The organism is Paenibacillus sp. KS1 (assembly GCF_001680695.1).
Lineage (GTDB): Bacteria > Bacillota > Bacilli > Paenibacillales > Paenibacillaceae > Paenibacillus_B > Paenibacillus_B suaedae.
In genome coordinates this window covers 39,173-54,007 of sequence record NZ_MAIS01000029.1, presented here as the reverse complement: position 1 = coordinate 54,007, position 14,835 = coordinate 39,173, and the positions used below count along the sequence as shown (strand labels likewise).

Here is a 14,835-nt window from a genome sequence, read left to right as displayed (position 1 = left end):
GGAGAGGAGGATGCGCCTGTGGCGGATTCACTAGTAATTGTCGAGTCACCTGCGAAGGCCAAGACAATTGGAAAGTATTTAGGAAGCAAGTATATAGTGAAAGCATCAATGGGGCATGTTCGCGATTTGCCGAAGAGTCAAATTGGCGTTGAGATCGAGGACAATTTTGCACCCAAGTATATAACGATTCGCGGTAAAGGCAGCGTCCTGAAAGAATTGAAGGATGCTCGGAAAAAAGTAAAAAAAGTGTATCTCGCAGCTGACCCCGATCGTGAAGGAGAAGCGATTGCTTGGCATTTAGCACACGCTCTCGAATTGGATCAGTCAGAAGCTTGCCGAGTCGTATTTAATGAAATTACGAAGCAAGCGGTGAAGGATGCGTTCAAAACCCCGCGTCAAATCAATATGGACCTCGTTCATGCACAGCAAGCGAGACGTATCCTTGACCGTTTGGTCGGTTATAAGATAAGTCCGCTTTTGTGGAAGAAGGTGAAGAAAGGATTGTCGGCCGGACGCGTACAGTCCGTGTCCGTCAAACTGATCATCGACCGGGAAAATGAAATCAGCGCGTTCATTCCGGAAGAGTATTGGACGATTACAGCACGCTTGAACATGGGCAAGTCTTCATTCGATGCGAAGTTCTACAGTATCAATGGGGAGAAGAGAGAGCTTACGAGCGAAGCTGAAGTAAATGAAATTCTTCAAGCAATTAAGGGCAATTCATTTGTCGTCAGCGAAGTGAAAGAGAGAGAGCGCCTACGTCATCCTTCGCCTCCGTTTACGACAAGCTCCTTACAGCAGGAGGCTGCCCGCAAATTGAATTTCCGTGCGGCGAAGACGATGTCTGTTGCACAGCAATTATATGAAGGGGTCGACCTTGGCAAAGAGGGAACGGTAGGTCTCATTACGTATATGCGTACGGACTCTACGCGTATTTCCCAGACAGCACAGGAAGAAGCGGGAGAGTTCATTAAGGGTCATTACGGCGATGAGTATATGCCTGAGACTCCGCGTCAATATGTGAAGAAAAATGCGAATGCGCAGGATGCGCATGAAGCGATCAGACCTACATCCATAATGCGAACTCCTGACGAGATGAAGTCCTTCTTGAGTCGGGATCAGTTCCGCCTATACAAGCTGGTATGGGAACGGTTCGTGGCAAGCCAGATGACATCTGCCATTATGGATACGATGACCGTAGATATTAAGGTTGGAGAAACGATGTTCCGTGCGAACGGATCTAAAATCCGCTTCCCTGGCTTTATGAAGGTGTATGTGGAGGGCAACGACGATGGCACGGTTGAGGATGACAAGTTTCTGCCACCGCTCACTGTTGGAGACAGCATGCAGACCGAACAGATTGAGCCGAAGCAGCATTTTACACAGCCGCCACCGCGTTATACAGAAGCTCGACTGGTCAAGACGCTAGAGGAGCTTGGAATCGGACGGCCGAGTACATACGCGCCAACACTGGAAACAATTCAGAAGCGCGGATATGTAGCGATTGAAGAGAAGAAGTTTGTCCCAACAGAATTGGGCGAGCTGATCATTCAACTCATGGAAGAGTTCTTCCCAGAAATTTTGGATGTCGAATTTACCGCTCACATGGAAGAGGATTTAGACCATGTCGGTGAAGGGCAGCAGGATTGGGTCAAGGTACTTGCGGATTTCTATGAATCCTTCGAGAAACGACTGCTTGTAGCGGAAGAGGAAATGAAGGAAATCGAAATCGAGGATGAAGTGTCCGATGAGATTTGTGAGAAATGCGGACGTCATTTTGTATACAAGATGGGTCGGTTCGGTAAATTCCTGGCATGCTCAGGCTTCCCGGATTGCCGCAATACACGCCCGATTGTAAAAGATACCGGTGTTACTTGTCCGAAGTGCCACGAAGGCAAGCTCGTTGAGCGCCGCAGTAAGAAGGGACGTGTCTTCTATGGATGCGACCGCTACCCAGAATGCGATAATGTGATGTGGGATCGCCCTTCTGCTAAGCCTTGTCCTTCGTGCGGAAGCTTGATGATTGAGAAACGGAGCAAGCAAGGAACGAAGCTAATCTGCACAAGCTGTGATCATAATGAGCAGGTGCAAGAAGATTCAGATGATGAATAAGGAGCTGCTGGCATACACATAAATGAACGTGACCATGCTGTGGGATGTCAGGCTTCGCTGCTGTAATTCTCGTGCTATCTTCACAAGTTTACAGTCTGAATTACGATAATAAAAGGTTAGCTCTGCATCGCGGCTGCTTATTCAAGGAGCCGCGATCAGTGCTTTTGCATACAACTGAGGGGGATATCAACAAATGAATCAGCCTAGAGTAACCGTCATTGGTGCAGGATTGGCGGGGAGTGAGGCGGCATGGCAAATTGCACAGCAAGGCGTGCCTGTCACACTATATGAAATGAGACCTGTCAAACAGACTCCAGCTCACCATAGCGGACGGTTTGCTGAACTGGTGTGCAGCAACTCGCTGCGAGCAAATGGATTGAGCAATGCAGTAGGTGTATTGAAGGAAGAAATGCGCTACATGAACTCATTGATCATGAGCGCAGCTGATAAACATGCTGTACCAGCAGGTGGAGCATTGGCGGTTGACCGTGAAGGCTTCTCGGATGAGATTACGAACACGCTGAAGGAGCATCCGCTAGTTGAGGTACGCAACGAGGAAGTTGCGGATATTCCTGAAGATGGTATTACCGTCATTGCGACAGGTCCTTTGACATCCGAATCGTTATCCGCACGTATTAAAGAATTGATGGGTGAGGAGTACTTCTACTTCTACGATGCGGCGGCGCCTATCATTGATAAAGATACAATCGATATGAACAAGGTATATTTGGCTTCTCGTTATGATAAGGGTGAAGCAGCATATTTGAATTGCCCAATGAATGAAGAAGAGTTCAATGCGTTCTACGAGGCGATTATTACAGCAGAGAAAGCTGAACTGAAAACATTCGAGAAGGAAGTTTACTTTGAGGGCTGCATGCCGATTGAGGTAATGATGAGCCGCGGCAAGCAGACAGCTCTGTTCGGGCCAATGAAGCCAGTAGGTTTGGTTGATCCGAATACAGGCAAGACGCCGTATGCTGTTATTCAGCTTCGTCAGGATAATGCAGCAGGCACACTATACAACATGGTCGGTTTCCAGACTCACTTGAAATGGGGAGAACAGAAGCGGGTGTTCCGCATGATCCCTGGTTTGGAACAAGCCGAATTTGTACGTTATGGCGTTATGCACCGCAATACGTTCGTTAACTCACCGAAGCTGCTTGAGCCAACTTATCAATTCAAGGGCCGACCATCCTTGTTCTTTGCTGGTCAGATGACAGGGGTAGAAGGTTATGTAGAATCTGCAGCATCGGGATTGATTGCAGGACTGAATGCAGCACGGTATGCAGCGGGCAATTCATGTCTTGTATTGCCGCAGCAAACGACATTAGGAAGTATGGCGAATTACATTACAACCGCGGATTTTAAACATTTCCAACCTATGAATGCGAACTTTGGCTTGTTCCCGCCGCTGGAGACTCGTATTCGCAACAAAAAAGAAAAGAACGAAGCCATCGCACATCGTGCGCTTGATACGCTGCGTGCATTTCAGGAAGAGCATGGCATCCACATCAAATAATTGGTGAAGCGTAAGGAAGCAGCGGCCGTTTTGTGCATGTCTGGTTCCTTTGCGCGTTCATGAGGCAGGAGGCTTGGTAGAGTGGAATATTCATTTCATGCAACAACGATTTGTGCGGTAAGACATAATGGTGCAGCTGCGATTGCAGGCGACGGTCAGGTGACCTTCGGCAACAACATGGTGATGAAGCAGCACGCACGCAAGGTTCGACGCTTATATCGCGGTCAGGTAGTCGCTGGATTTGCAGGTTCGGTAGCGGATGCGATTACATTGTTCGAGAAGTTCGAAGGCAAGCTGGAGGAGCATCACGGCAATTTGCAGCGCGCAGCAGTCGAACTTGCGAAGGACTGGCGTCAAGATCGTGTGCTTCGCAAATTAGAAGCATTGATGATTGTAATGGATGCGACCCATATGCTGCTTATTTCGGGCGGAGGAGAGATTATTGAGCCTGATGACGATGTCATCGCAATCGGATCTGGTGGATCATTTGCACTCGCTGCTGGACGCGCTTTGAAACGACATTCTCCGAATATGACAGCCAAAGAAATGGCGGAAGCTTCACTTCAGATTGCAAGTGAAATCTGTGTATATACGAATGACAATATTGTGGTTGAACAAATTTAGTAGCCGTATGGCAGCCGGAGCGGAGGGATAGTAATGAATCAGCAAGCGTGGACACCGCGACAAATCGTTACTGAATTGGATAAGTATATTGTTGGTCAGAAGAATGCGAAACGTGCCGTTGCGATTGCACTGCGCAACCGATATCGCCGTGGACTGCTTGATGAGAGCATCCAAGATGAGATCGTTCCGAAAAATATCTTAATGATCGGGCCTACAGGTGTGGGTAAGACGGAAATTGCCCGTCGCCTGGCGAAGCTTGTTCATGCGCCATTTGTTAAAGTGGAGGCGACGAAATTCACCGAAGTAGGTTATGTCGGTAGAGATGTCGAATCCATGGTTCGAGATCTTGTAGAAACCTCGATTCGAATGGTGAAGCTGGAGCGTACAGAGAAGGTGAAGGACAAAGCAGAGGAAATGGCAAACGAGCGTATTGTTGAATTGCTAGTGCCTACACCTCAATCGAATAAGAATGGCCGTAACCCGTTTGAGATGTTTTTCGGCCAGAACAACAACCAGGAACAGTCATCTCCTGAGAAAGAGCCAGACCCGGGCATCCAAGAGAAGCGCCGCAAAGTACGTTTCGAATTGTTGTCTGGGCAGCTCGAGAACGATATGATTGAAATCGACGTGGAAGAGAATACACCGAGCATGCTTGATTTCCTGTCTGGCCAAGGTAATGAGCAGATGGGCATGAACATGCAGGAGATGTTCGGTAATCTGCTGCCTAAGCGCATGAAGAAGCGCAAGCTGACGATTAAGGAAGCACGCAAAGTTTTAACACAAGAAGAAGCGGGTAAGTTAATTGATATGGACGATGTTACTCAGGAGTCCATTCGACGTGCAGAGCAATCCGGCATCATCTTCATTGATGAGATCGACAAGATTGCTTCCAGCGGACGGGGAGGTTCTGGCCCGGATGTATCCAGAGAAGGGGTACAGCGAGACATTCTGCCGATCGTAGAAGGCTCAACCATTATGACCAAGTATGGGCCTGTAAAAACAGACTATGTGTTGTTTATTTCAGCAGGTGCCTTCCATATCGCCAAGCCGTCTGATCTTATTCCCGAATTGCAGGGACGATTCCCGATTCGTGTCGAATTGAACAATCTGTCGCTGGATGACTTCGTGTCCATCTTGACGGAGCCGAAAAACGCATTGACGAAGCAATATGTCGAATTATTGAAGACAGAGAATATTGAAATACAATTTTCGGATGAAGCAATCCGGGAGATTGCCAATATTGCTGCAACGGTGAATCAGAACATGGAGAATATCGGGGCAAGACGCCTTCATACGATCATGGAGAAGCTGCTCGAAGACTTGTCTTTCGAGGCGCCAGAGCTGACATTGGAGACATTTCAGATTACACCGGAATATGTACGTGAAAAACTAGCAGATATTTCTCAGAACCGGGACTTGAGCCAATATATATTGTAGTATAATCCGACAAAGTGTGACAATTGTTATTGAGATATAGACCAGTCAAAATGTTCGACAAACTATTTAGAAAAAGCCCTGACTTTCGGACGAAAGATAGGGCTTTTTTCTTATTGTGTTATAACCCAAAGTTTAAGATGATAGGTATGGCGTTAATTATCTTCTTCTGTCATAAAATTAACAAATTGAATGAATAATCGCGAATCATGCACATGCGTCCTTCGACTTATGCACAAAAACAAATATTTTGTCGAAAAAAAGAAGGAGAAACGTCAAAGTAAATGGTATAGTAATATAGTCAAAATTTTAAACAACGAAAAGGAGGGGTTATTGTGGATCTATTGAATGGCGTTCATATGTCGCGCCTGGAAGGTGCCATTCAAACTTCTGTAGCGAGGCAGAATGCGATTTCAAATAATATTGCGAATGTCGATACGCCATATTTTAAGCGTTCGGAAGTGCAATTTGAATCTCTCCTGAGAGATCAGATGGAGGGCGGGTCTCTGGTAGGTCGCCGAACGAATGAAAAGCACTTTTATATTGGGCCTTCTCAATCAACGCCGTCCATGCAGGTGATTCGCGACCAAGCTACCGTGATGGGCAATAATCGCAACAACGTCGACATGGATCGGGAAATGACGATGCAGGCGGAAAACCAGTTGCGCTACAACACCTTTATACAGCAGCTTAACCATCATATTAATATGATGCGAACATCAATGGATGTTAGGAGGTAATCGATAGTTATGAAGATTAGCAACAGTTTTCAAATTAGCTCGTCCGGTTTAACCGCTCAAAGATTGCGCATGGATGTCATCTCCTCCAATATCGCGAATGCGGAGACGACGCGTGCACAGTATGTGAACGGGAAGTTCGTACCGTACACTCGCAAGGTTGTCGTCATGTCACCGACAGAGCCGACTTTTCAACAATCCTTTGAAGCTGCGATGAAGGGTGAGCCGACATCAAGAGGGGTTAAGGTATCCCAAATTAAAGCGGATAATTCGGCCTTCAAGATCGCATACAATCCGACACATCCGGATGCAGATGAGAATGGTTATGTAACGATGCCTAACGTCGACATAGCGAAGGAAATGGTCGATATGATCTCAGCAACTCGATCATATGAGGCGAATGTAACAGCACTAAATGCTTCCAAATCGATGGTTATGAAGGCGCTCGAGATCGGCAAGGGATAATTTCGCTATTTTTCGACAAAAATCTGCCGAACCATTCGGATAAGGAGGGAAAAGAGTGATTCAGAATACAATGCTCCCAATACATATGGCTCAGCCGGCCACGTCTTCTACGGCCGCAGCAGGGCTGAAGCAGAATTCACCAGCAGAAGTGACAAAGTCTTTCGGCACTTTCTTTGCAGATGCACTCCAGCAACTTGAAGGACAAGAGCAGCAAGTCCAGACGATGAATGACAAGTTTATACTGGGTGAAGTTGATGTCGATCAACTCATGATCGCCTCAGAGCGTGCGCTACTCGGCATGCAGCTGACTACTCAAGTGCGCAATAAGGTCGTTGAAGCGTATCAGGATATTATGCGCATGCAGTTATAACAGCGTGATGTCTTACATAGTTTGGGTGGGGTGACGTGAAGTGAATGAAAAAGTGACCCAATATCGTGATAAAGCGTCTCGATATTGGAATCAATTCAGCAAGAAACAAAAGGCATTGCTGTTGTCGACAATTGGCCTTGTACTCGTAGCTGCAGTTATCATGACGTATTTATTTTCGAAAACCGAGTATGAACTCGCATTTCGCGATTTGAACGCAAATGATGCGGCTGGCATCATTGAGTATCTAAATTCAAACAACATTCCGTATCAATTAAGTTCCAATGGAAGCCAAATATCCGTCCCAAGCACCTCAGCTGCAAAAGTTAAGGTGGATGTTGGTGCGCAAGGGATTGTGAAGAATGGCTCGATCGGCTTCGAATCATTCGGCGCTGACGGGCTAATGAGCGGAATGACCGACAATGTATTTGACGTGCGTTATAAGAACGCATTGAACGGAGAAGTCGAACGGTTACTGCGTCAAATGCAAGGCGTTCAGGATGCAAAAGTAATCGTCAATTTGCCTAAAGAGACAGTATTTGCTACACCGGATCAAGAACAAGCATCGGCATCCATCGTGCTTAGCTTTAAAGGCGGCTATCAGCCGAACCAGGCAGAAGTTGATGGATATTTCAATTTGGTGAAGACAGCTGTGCCGCATTTGCCGATTGAAAATATTACGATTTCTAGCAATGAAAGTATGTTCTTCGCTTCGGGTTCAGTCGGCGGTAATGGCAAAAACGCGCTCGGTGAAGTCGATGAGCAACTCAAAATTCAGCGTAAGTATGAAAACGATATTCGCATGACCGTTCAGCAGTTCCTTAATGGCCAATTTCCGGCTGACAAGGTTCATATCCTTGTCTCTGCCAAATTGAATTTCGACAAAATCCACAAGAAAGAAGATCTTGTCGAGCCTGTAAATAAGGAAGAGATGAAAGGAATTGAAATTAGCGTACAGGAAATGCAGGAATCCCATACAGGTAAAGGTTCACCTGAAAGTGGTGTTGCTGGCGTTGGCGATGGAGAAGTAACGAATTATCCTTCTGCATCTAACGGCGGAGAGACGAACTCCGAGAAATCCCAACGCACGACCAATTACGATGTGAATCGGATATCGAACACGATTGAAGCAAGTCCATATGCTGTTAAAGATTTAACCATTCATGCAGCAATCGACTCAGATCAAATGCAACAAGATCGAGTGCAGCAAGTCGAAAAGGTGCTGCGCAGTATTGTTGCTACTCAATTGAGAGATTCAGGTGTTACATATACAGACGTTGATCTGACGCAAAAAGTTTCTGTTATGACTCAAAATGGTTCTAAAGATGGAGTCGTGTCGGACAATCAGTCGATTCCGAACTGGGTATGGTATGGCGCGGGTGCGCTTGGATTACTAGCTGTGGCAGGAGGAATTACCTACGCGGTCGTCCGCAAACGAAGACAAGAAGAGGAAGAAGAATATTACGAGACCGAAATGTCTGGTCCGTCTCAACTCGAACTTCCTTCTATTGACTTAGAGAATTTGACTGGCGAGCATCAGGTACGCAAACAGCTGGAATCGCTAGCGAAGAAGAAACCGGATGAATTTGTTAAATTGCTGCGCACATGGCTAGTAGAGGAATCGAGGTGAGCGGAATGGTCAAAGGCGGATTAACAGGCAGACAGAAGGCGGCGATTTTGCTTATAACGCTCGGGCCGGAAGTGTCAGCTCAAATATTCAAGCATCTTAGGGATGAAGAAATTGAGCAGCTTACGCTCGAAATTGCAAATGTCCGCAAAGTAGATGCAGCGGAAAAAGAAGCGGTAATGAGCGAATTTCACCAAATTTGCCTAGCACAGGAATATATATCGCAAGGCGGTATTACATACGCAAAAGAAATTTTGGAGAAGGCACTCGGACAGCAAAAGGCGCTGGATATTATTAATCGCCTGACAGCAACGCTGCAGGTGAGACCGTTTGACTTCGCACGCAAGGCAGACGCACAGCAGATCTTCAACTTTATACAGAACGAGAATGTTCAAACGATTGCGCTGGTTCTCTCTTACTTGCAGACCGAACAAGCTTCGGTCATCCTATCCTCGCTTCCTCCTGAGAAGCAGGCAGAGGTGGCGAGAAGAGTTGCGTTGATGGACAGCACTTCGCCGGAAGTTATTAGTCAGGTGGAGCAGGTGCTTGAACAGAAGCTTTCGTCGACGGTTACCCAAGATTACACAAGCGCAGGCGGCATCGAATCGATCGTCAATATCTTGAATGGTGTCGATCGAGGAACAGAGCGGACGATTCTGGACTCTCTCGAAATTCAGGATCCGGAATTGGCCGAAGAAATCAAAAAGAGAATGTTCGTATTCGAGGATATCGTCAATATCGACAACCGTTCGATTCAACGCATTATCCGCGACATCGACAACAGCGATTTGCAGCTCGCACTCAAAGTTGCAAGCGAAGAAGTACGCGAGTCGATATTCCGGAATATGTCCAAGCGTATGGCGGATACATTCAAGGAAGAAATGGAATTTATGGGGCCTGTACGGCTTCGTGATGTGGAAGAAGCACAGACTCGAATCGTGTCGACTATCCGTCGCTTAGAAGAAGCGGGTGAAGTGATCATCGCTCGCGGCGGAGGAGATGATATCGTTGTCTAATGTCATCAAATCAACCGAGTATGTTCCTGTCGAGCAGCTGAGAATGCTGGAGGCGGTGCGCCGCCATCTCAGACAGGACGCGGCACCGGTAGAAGAACAAGCTGAGCCGTTGACTGCGGAACATGTCTTGAATAAGGATGAGCAGCTTGCAAGTTTGCGGCAGTCCATTCTCGATGATGCAGAATCGTTCGCTGAAGAGCATGTACGCAATGCAGCAGACGAGGCTGAGACGATGTTAAGCGAAACTCGTGAACAGATCGATGCCTGGTGGACAGAGCGAAGAGAACAAGATGAGCAGCTTGTCGAGTCATTGAAGCAGCAAGGATATGACGAAGGCTATCAGCAAGGGATGGCACAAGCGGAGCAGGAAATACAGCAGGCATATGAGCGCAAGATTGCTGAAGCTCAAGCCGTTTTGCAGCAAGCGTATCAGGCCAAAGAGCAAATCCTCCAGGAGGCGGAGCCTTTCGTCGTTACGCTTAGCTGTGCCGTTGCTGAGAAGGTCATTCAGCAGCAGCTCACGGTTGATCCGGACATTATACTCGAAATCGCTCGAAGAACACTTGCCCGCAAGCGTGAGAGCGGCACAATTACACTGTGTGTGTCGCCTGAGCAGTTCTCCTTCGTCCATGCAGCACGTGAGGAGCTTGGATTTGCAATAGACTCTCAAGCAGAACTGGAGATTATTCCAGATACAAGCGTGAACGATGGAGGTTGTGTTGTACGGTCATCCCTTGGAAGCATCGACGCCCGCATAGACACACAGTTGTCTGAAATCAAGAAGGCACTTCTGCAGGTGGCGATTCAGCAAGAGGAGCGTATAGACGATGGCGCTTAATTACAAATGGAATGCGAATAAATATATGGATCATTTACGGCAAATAGATCCAGTTCGTGTTAATGGTAAGGTAACGCAAGTAATCGGGCTGATGGTTGAATCTGAGGGGCCGGATGCAAGTGTTGGGGAAGTATGTTATATCTACCCGACGAAGGGCTGCGAGCCGTTGATGGCGGAAGTGGTAGGCTTCCGTGACAATAAGGTGCTTCTTATGCCGCTTGGCGAGCTGCAATCCATTGGCCCTGGCTGTGATGTTGTAGGCACAGGAAAGCCATTGAGTGTATCGGTTGGCTCAGAACTGCTTGGCAAGGTGTTAGACGGGCTAGGAAGACCGCTCGACGGATCTTTCTTGCCGACACGAATGTCGCAGTATTCGACAAATAATATTCCGTCCAACCCGCTTAAGCGTCAGCGTGTAAGCGAACCGATTGGAGTAGGAGTAAGGGCAATTGATGGGTTGCTAACGATTGGAAACGGGCAGCGGGTTGGTATTTTTGCCGGATCTGGTGTCGGGAAGAGTACACTTCTTGGCATGATTGCACGTAATACAGATGCGGATGTAAACGTCATCGCCCTGATTGGGGAACGCGGACGCGAGGTGCTCGAATTTATCGAACGGGATTTAGGGCCTGAAGGGCTTGCTCGTTCGGTTGTTATTGTTGCAACCTCGGATCAGCCTGCGCTCGTTCGGATTAAGGGCGCGCTTATTGCGACAACGATAGCAGAGTATTTCCGAGATCGTGGGATGAATGTGATGCTGATGATGGATTCAGTAACTCGTTATGCAATGGCAATGCGTGAGGTTGGACTTGCCGTTGGGGAGCCTCCGGCGACACGCGGATATACACCGTCCGTGTTTGCAAGCTTACCGAAGCTGCTGGAGCGTTCAGGAACGGGAACAAGCGGTTCAATTACTGCGTTCTATACGGTTTTAGTAGATGGTGACGATATGAACGAACCAATTGCCGATGCGGTTCGGGGGATACTGGATGGACACATTGTATTGAACCGGAACATCGCCAATAAGGGACATTTTCCTGCAATTGATATATTGGCCAGCGTCAGTCGGGTTATGAAGGATATTGTGCCGAAGGATCACCAATTGTCAGCAGAGCAGTTGAAGCGGCTGCTGGCAGTCTACCGTGAATCGGAAGATTTGATTAACATCGGCGCTTATCAGCAAGGCAGCAATCCTGCTATCGATGAAGCGATTGCCTATATCGAGCAGATCGAAACCTTTACGAAGCAGCGTATTGAAGAGGAAGCTTCCTATGAGGATACGGTGGAACAATTAATGATGCAATTTCCAGGGAGTTGAATGAGCAGTGCGAGCTTTTCATTATTCATTCCAGAAGGTTCTGGATCTGAGGACGAATGAGAAGAAACAAGCGGAATGGATGCTGTCAGAGGCTGTTGGACATCTGCATGCGGAAGAGAACAGCCTGCAAGAATGTCTTCGAGAATTCGAGACAGCAAGGCAGCAGCTGCAGCATAGTGTGGACAGCTGTGCGCCAGCAGCTGAAGTTCAAGCTTGGCAGCAGTACATCTCCCATGTGGAACAGCAAATCCAACATGCGAGGACACGGGTACGGTCAGCAGAAATCCATGTTCAGGACAAGCAGGGTGAGCTTGCAGAACGAATGACGGATGAAAAGGTATGGACCAAAGCCCGTGAAAAAGCAGAAGAGGAGTTCAAGCGGCAGATGGCATTGTGGGAGCAAAGTGAGATGGACGAGCTCGCAACGGTCCGCTATCACATGGCCGCCCGCTAACATGGATACCGGTTCGAACCCGCCGCACAAGCAGGAGGGATAGCAGTGTCAGAGATGATGACAGAAGAAAAAGAAAGCAATTATTCAGGTTTTGAGCGTTTTTTGTTCTTTGTGACACCAATCATTTTTGCGATTATTTTAATCGGTGTGTTGTTGACACTCTTTAATGCGAATTGGCGCAGCCAGCTCGTGTCGATTGCCAGTGAGATTCCTATCGTGAACAAGTGGGTGACTCCAGAGGAAGCTCCGAAGGATAAAGCGAAGGAAGAAAAGAAGGCACAGAAGGAAGAAACCAAGGCGCAATCTGAACAAATTACAGAATTAAAGGCGCTGCTTGCTTCTAAAGATCAGGATTTGCGAGTCTTGGCCGACAAACGGAAAAGTCTTGAGGGGGAAGTTTCTGAGTTGAAGCACCAGCTTCAAAGTCTGAAAAGCAATCATCAGGAGCAGCAAGCGAATCAAGAGCAATATGATCGTCAAATTAAGGATTTGGCGAACGTGTATGCCAAGATGATGCCGAGTAAAGCAGCTCCGATCTTAGAGAATATGGCAACGGAAGAGATTGTGCTCGTACTGAATGCAATGAAACAAGACAACCGGGTCAAAGTTCTCGAGAAGATGAATCCCAAGGTGGCAGCTGAAGCATCCATGATGTTGAAGGATATTAAGCCGTCCGACAATTTGGAAATTCGCGCGCTGCAAGCGAGACTCAAGAAAAACGAGAACAGCAAAGAGGCGCAAACAGGGCTGGATCGTTCGCAGCTCAGTAAAACGTTCTCGAGCATGACACCGAAGAGCGGAGCAAGCTTCCTGCTTGAAACTGCGAAAATAAATCCGGACAAAGCACTGACAGTACTGAGTTCGGTTGACGATGCGACACGCTCGAAATTGATTAATGCCATGACAGACATAGACAAGACGAAGACAGCTAAGTTAGTTGCCAAATTATTGCCGAACCAATAACCGTATGTAACGGAAGGAGGTGAAAACATGTCAGGAACGATTACGAACGTATCTGCTGGTAATGCGGCATCGTTTTTCGGTGGAGTTCAATCGAAAGGCGATACAGGAGCTTCTGGTTTCTGGGCTACACTTGCTCAGTGCATGAGCAGTGCTGGAGCAGAAGGAGACGCAATGATGTCCTCATCACTCGGTTCAATGATGTCAGCAAATGAAATATTGGCATCACTGGGTTCGGAAGGAGAGGAATCATTGACTGAGGCGATTGGGCAATGGTTCGATGACCCGCTAAAGCAGCTGGATGAGCAGCTTGCAGCAGATCCGGACCCTGCTCTTATGGCTGCGCTGCAGCAATGGCTAATGCAAGCTCATCAGTGGCTGCAAGAACAGCAGCCAGGGCAGCAAGGCGATTCCGTACAATTTCAAAATCTGATTGCACAGCCTGAGACAATCACCATTGCAGTGCGCGATATTATGGCTCAGTTAGCGTCGTACTTGGATGCTCCAAAAGGCACGGGGGAATCGAATAACTTCGCACATATGCTGCGTGCTGCCCTTCAATCGAAGGGGGATGGGCTTGAAACTGATGCAGCTGGATCTCAAGAACTGATGCGTCTTCTTAACGGCAGTGGATCGAATCAGGCGGCATTGACAAGTGGTAATGATCAAGAAGCGGGACAAGTGCTTGGTGCTATGAAGAAGCTTACTGAATTAAACACACTGCTTCGTCCGGCAGCTACTTCAGCTGCGGCAGGAGCGGTTGTAGAATCGACTACGATTGATAGCACAGAAGCTCAGCCAACGCAGCAGGTCATGCTGGCAGGTCAATGGGCGATGAGACAGGAAGGATTGAATACAACGAAATCTACACCTGTTGTTCATGCGGATCGATTTGCGGATGAAATGTCCGGCTTCATCGTGAAGCAGCTTCGCTTTAGCAAGCTGGGTCCAGTATCAGAAGCGAAAATATCGTTGTACCCTGAGCATTTGGGGCAGGTCGATATTCGCTTGACAATACATAACGGACAATTGACAGCTCGCTTTATGACGGAGCATGGAATAGCGAAAGAGATGCTGGAACAGCAGATGTCAATGCTTCGAGGAGCATTACAGACGCAGGGCATTCAAGTTGAGAAGATTGAAGTTGCCCAGCAGCCATCTTCGTCAATGGCTTCATCGATGTTCCAGGAACAGCGGCAATCCAATGCCAATCGTCAACAATCATCGGAGCGTCAATCGAAGCAGCGTTCAGCAGCTATTGAAGATACAGCAGCACTGAAGCAGGACGAAGAGCAGGTGAAGGAAGCACTGCGTGCTCATGTCAATCCACCTTCTCAGCATCTGTATAATTGATGCGTATTTGG

At 47.6% G+C, this 14,835-nt stretch carries 14 protein-coding genes; all 14 read left to right on the top strand.

Annotated elements, in window-relative coordinates; genetic code table 11:
* Positions 1-18: 18 nt before the first annotated feature.
* The 14 genes from topA (at position 19) to BBG47_RS11995 (ending at position 14,824) form a co-directional block, all read left to right on the top strand.
* On the top strand, positions 19-2,112 hold the full coding sequence (gene topA, locus BBG47_RS12060; protein WP_028531204.1) for a type I DNA topoisomerase: 2,094 nt from the start codon (positions 19-21) through the stop codon (positions 2,110-2,112).
* A 193-nt stretch (positions 2,113-2,305) separates the two neighbouring features.
* On the top strand, positions 2,306-3,631 hold the full coding sequence (trmFO, locus tag BBG47_RS12055) for an FADH(2)-oxidizing methylenetetrahydrofolate--tRNA-(uracil(54)-C(5))-methyltransferase TrmFO (RefSeq protein WP_021262471.1): 1,326 nt from the start codon (positions 2,306-2,308) through the stop codon (positions 3,629-3,631).
* Between the two features lie 81 nt (positions 3,632-3,712).
* The gene (gene hslV / locus BBG47_RS12050; protein ID WP_021256561.1) at positions 3,713-4,255 is read left to right on the top strand and encodes an ATP-dependent protease subunit HslV; all 543 of its coding nucleotides are present in this window, start codon (positions 3,713-3,715) and stop codon (positions 4,253-4,255) included.
* Positions 4,256-4,288: 33 nt separating this feature from the next.
* Positions 4,289-5,692: an ATP-dependent protease ATPase subunit HslU gene (gene hslU, locus BBG47_RS12045; RefSeq protein ID WP_065291899.1), complete on the top strand. Its 1,404-nt coding sequence runs from the start codon at positions 4,289-4,291 to the stop codon at positions 5,690-5,692.
* A 332-nt stretch (positions 5,693-6,024) separates the two neighbouring features.
* On the top strand, positions 6,025-6,429 hold the full coding sequence (gene flgB, locus BBG47_RS12040) for a flagellar basal body rod protein FlgB (RefSeq protein ID WP_021256559.1): 405 nt from the start codon (positions 6,025-6,027) through the stop codon (positions 6,427-6,429).
* 9 nt (positions 6,430-6,438) lie between these two features.
* Positions 6,439-6,891, top strand: a complete 453-nt coding sequence (gene flgC / locus BBG47_RS12035) for a flagellar basal body rod protein FlgC (protein WP_021256558.1) — start codon at positions 6,439-6,441, stop codon at positions 6,889-6,891.
* Positions 6,892-6,946: 55 nt separating this feature from the next.
* Positions 6,947-7,261, top strand: a complete 315-nt coding sequence (gene fliE / locus BBG47_RS12030; RefSeq protein ID WP_021256557.1) for a flagellar hook-basal body complex protein FliE — start codon at positions 6,947-6,949, stop codon at positions 7,259-7,261.
* A gap of 40 nt (positions 7,262-7,301) precedes the next feature.
* A complete protein-coding gene (gene fliF / locus BBG47_RS12025; protein WP_021256556.1) occupies positions 7,302-8,888 on the top strand; it encodes a flagellar basal-body MS-ring/collar protein FliF in 1,587 nt (528 codons plus the stop codon).
* A 5-nt stretch (positions 8,889-8,893) separates the two neighbouring features.
* Positions 8,894-9,901 (top strand): flagellar motor switch protein FliG, encoded by a 1,008-nt coding sequence (gene fliG, locus BBG47_RS12020; protein WP_005550597.1) that lies wholly within the window; start codon positions 8,894-8,896, stop codon positions 9,899-9,901.
* Positions 9,894-10,739, top strand: coding sequence for a FliH/SctL family protein (locus BBG47_RS12015; protein WP_065291898.1), 846 nt, complete (start codon positions 9,894-9,896; stop codon positions 10,737-10,739). Before fliG ends, BBG47_RS12015 begins: the two co-directional genes overlap by 8 nt.
* Complete coding sequence (fliI, locus tag BBG47_RS12010; protein ID WP_021256554.1) at positions 10,729-12,057, top strand: flagellar protein export ATPase FliI; 1,329 nt, start codon at positions 10,729-10,731, stop codon at positions 12,055-12,057. Before BBG47_RS12015 ends, fliI begins: the two co-directional genes overlap by 11 nt.
* A gap of 7 nt (positions 12,058-12,064) precedes the next feature.
* Positions 12,065-12,511, top strand: a complete 447-nt coding sequence (gene fliJ / locus BBG47_RS12005) for a flagellar export protein FliJ (protein WP_065291897.1) — start codon at positions 12,065-12,067, stop codon at positions 12,509-12,511.
* Positions 12,512-12,565: 54 nt separating this feature from the next.
* Entirely contained in the window at positions 12,566-13,474 is a 909-nt protein-coding gene (locus BBG47_RS12000; RefSeq protein ID WP_065291910.1) for a MotE family protein, read from the top strand.
* Between the two features lie 27 nt (positions 13,475-13,501).
* The gene (locus BBG47_RS11995) at positions 13,502-14,824 is read left to right on the top strand and encodes a flagellar hook-length control protein FliK (protein ID WP_065291896.1); all 1,323 of its coding nucleotides are present in this window, start codon (positions 13,502-13,504) and stop codon (positions 14,822-14,824) included.
* Positions 14,825-14,835: the final 11 nt, after the last annotated feature.

Excerpts from the sequence above, each read along its gene's own strand:
- trmFO (WP_021262471.1), top strand. The coding sequence starts at position 2,306 with ATGAATCAGCCTAGAGTAACCGTCATTGGTGCAGGATTGGCGGGGAGT.
- hslU (WP_065291899.1), top strand. The coding sequence starts at position 4,289 with ATGAATCAGCAAGCGTGGACACCGCGACAAATCGTTACTGAATTGGAT.
- flgC (WP_021256558.1), top strand. The coding sequence starts at position 6,439 with ATGAAGATTAGCAACAGTTTTCAAATTAGCTCGTCCGGTTTAACCGCT.
- fliG (WP_005550597.1), top strand. The coding sequence starts at position 8,894 with ATGGTCAAAGGCGGATTAACAGGCAGACAGAAGGCGGCGATTTTGCTT.
- fliI (WP_021256554.1), top strand. The coding sequence starts at position 10,729 with ATGGCGCTTAATTACAAATGGAATGCGAATAAATATATGGATCATTTA.
- BBG47_RS12000 (WP_065291910.1), top strand. The coding sequence starts at position 12,566 with ATGATGACAGAAGAAAAAGAAAGCAATTATTCAGGTTTTGAGCGTTTT.
- BBG47_RS11995 (WP_065291896.1), top strand. The coding sequence starts at position 13,502 with ATGTCAGGAACGATTACGAACGTATCTGCTGGTAATGCGGCATCGTTT.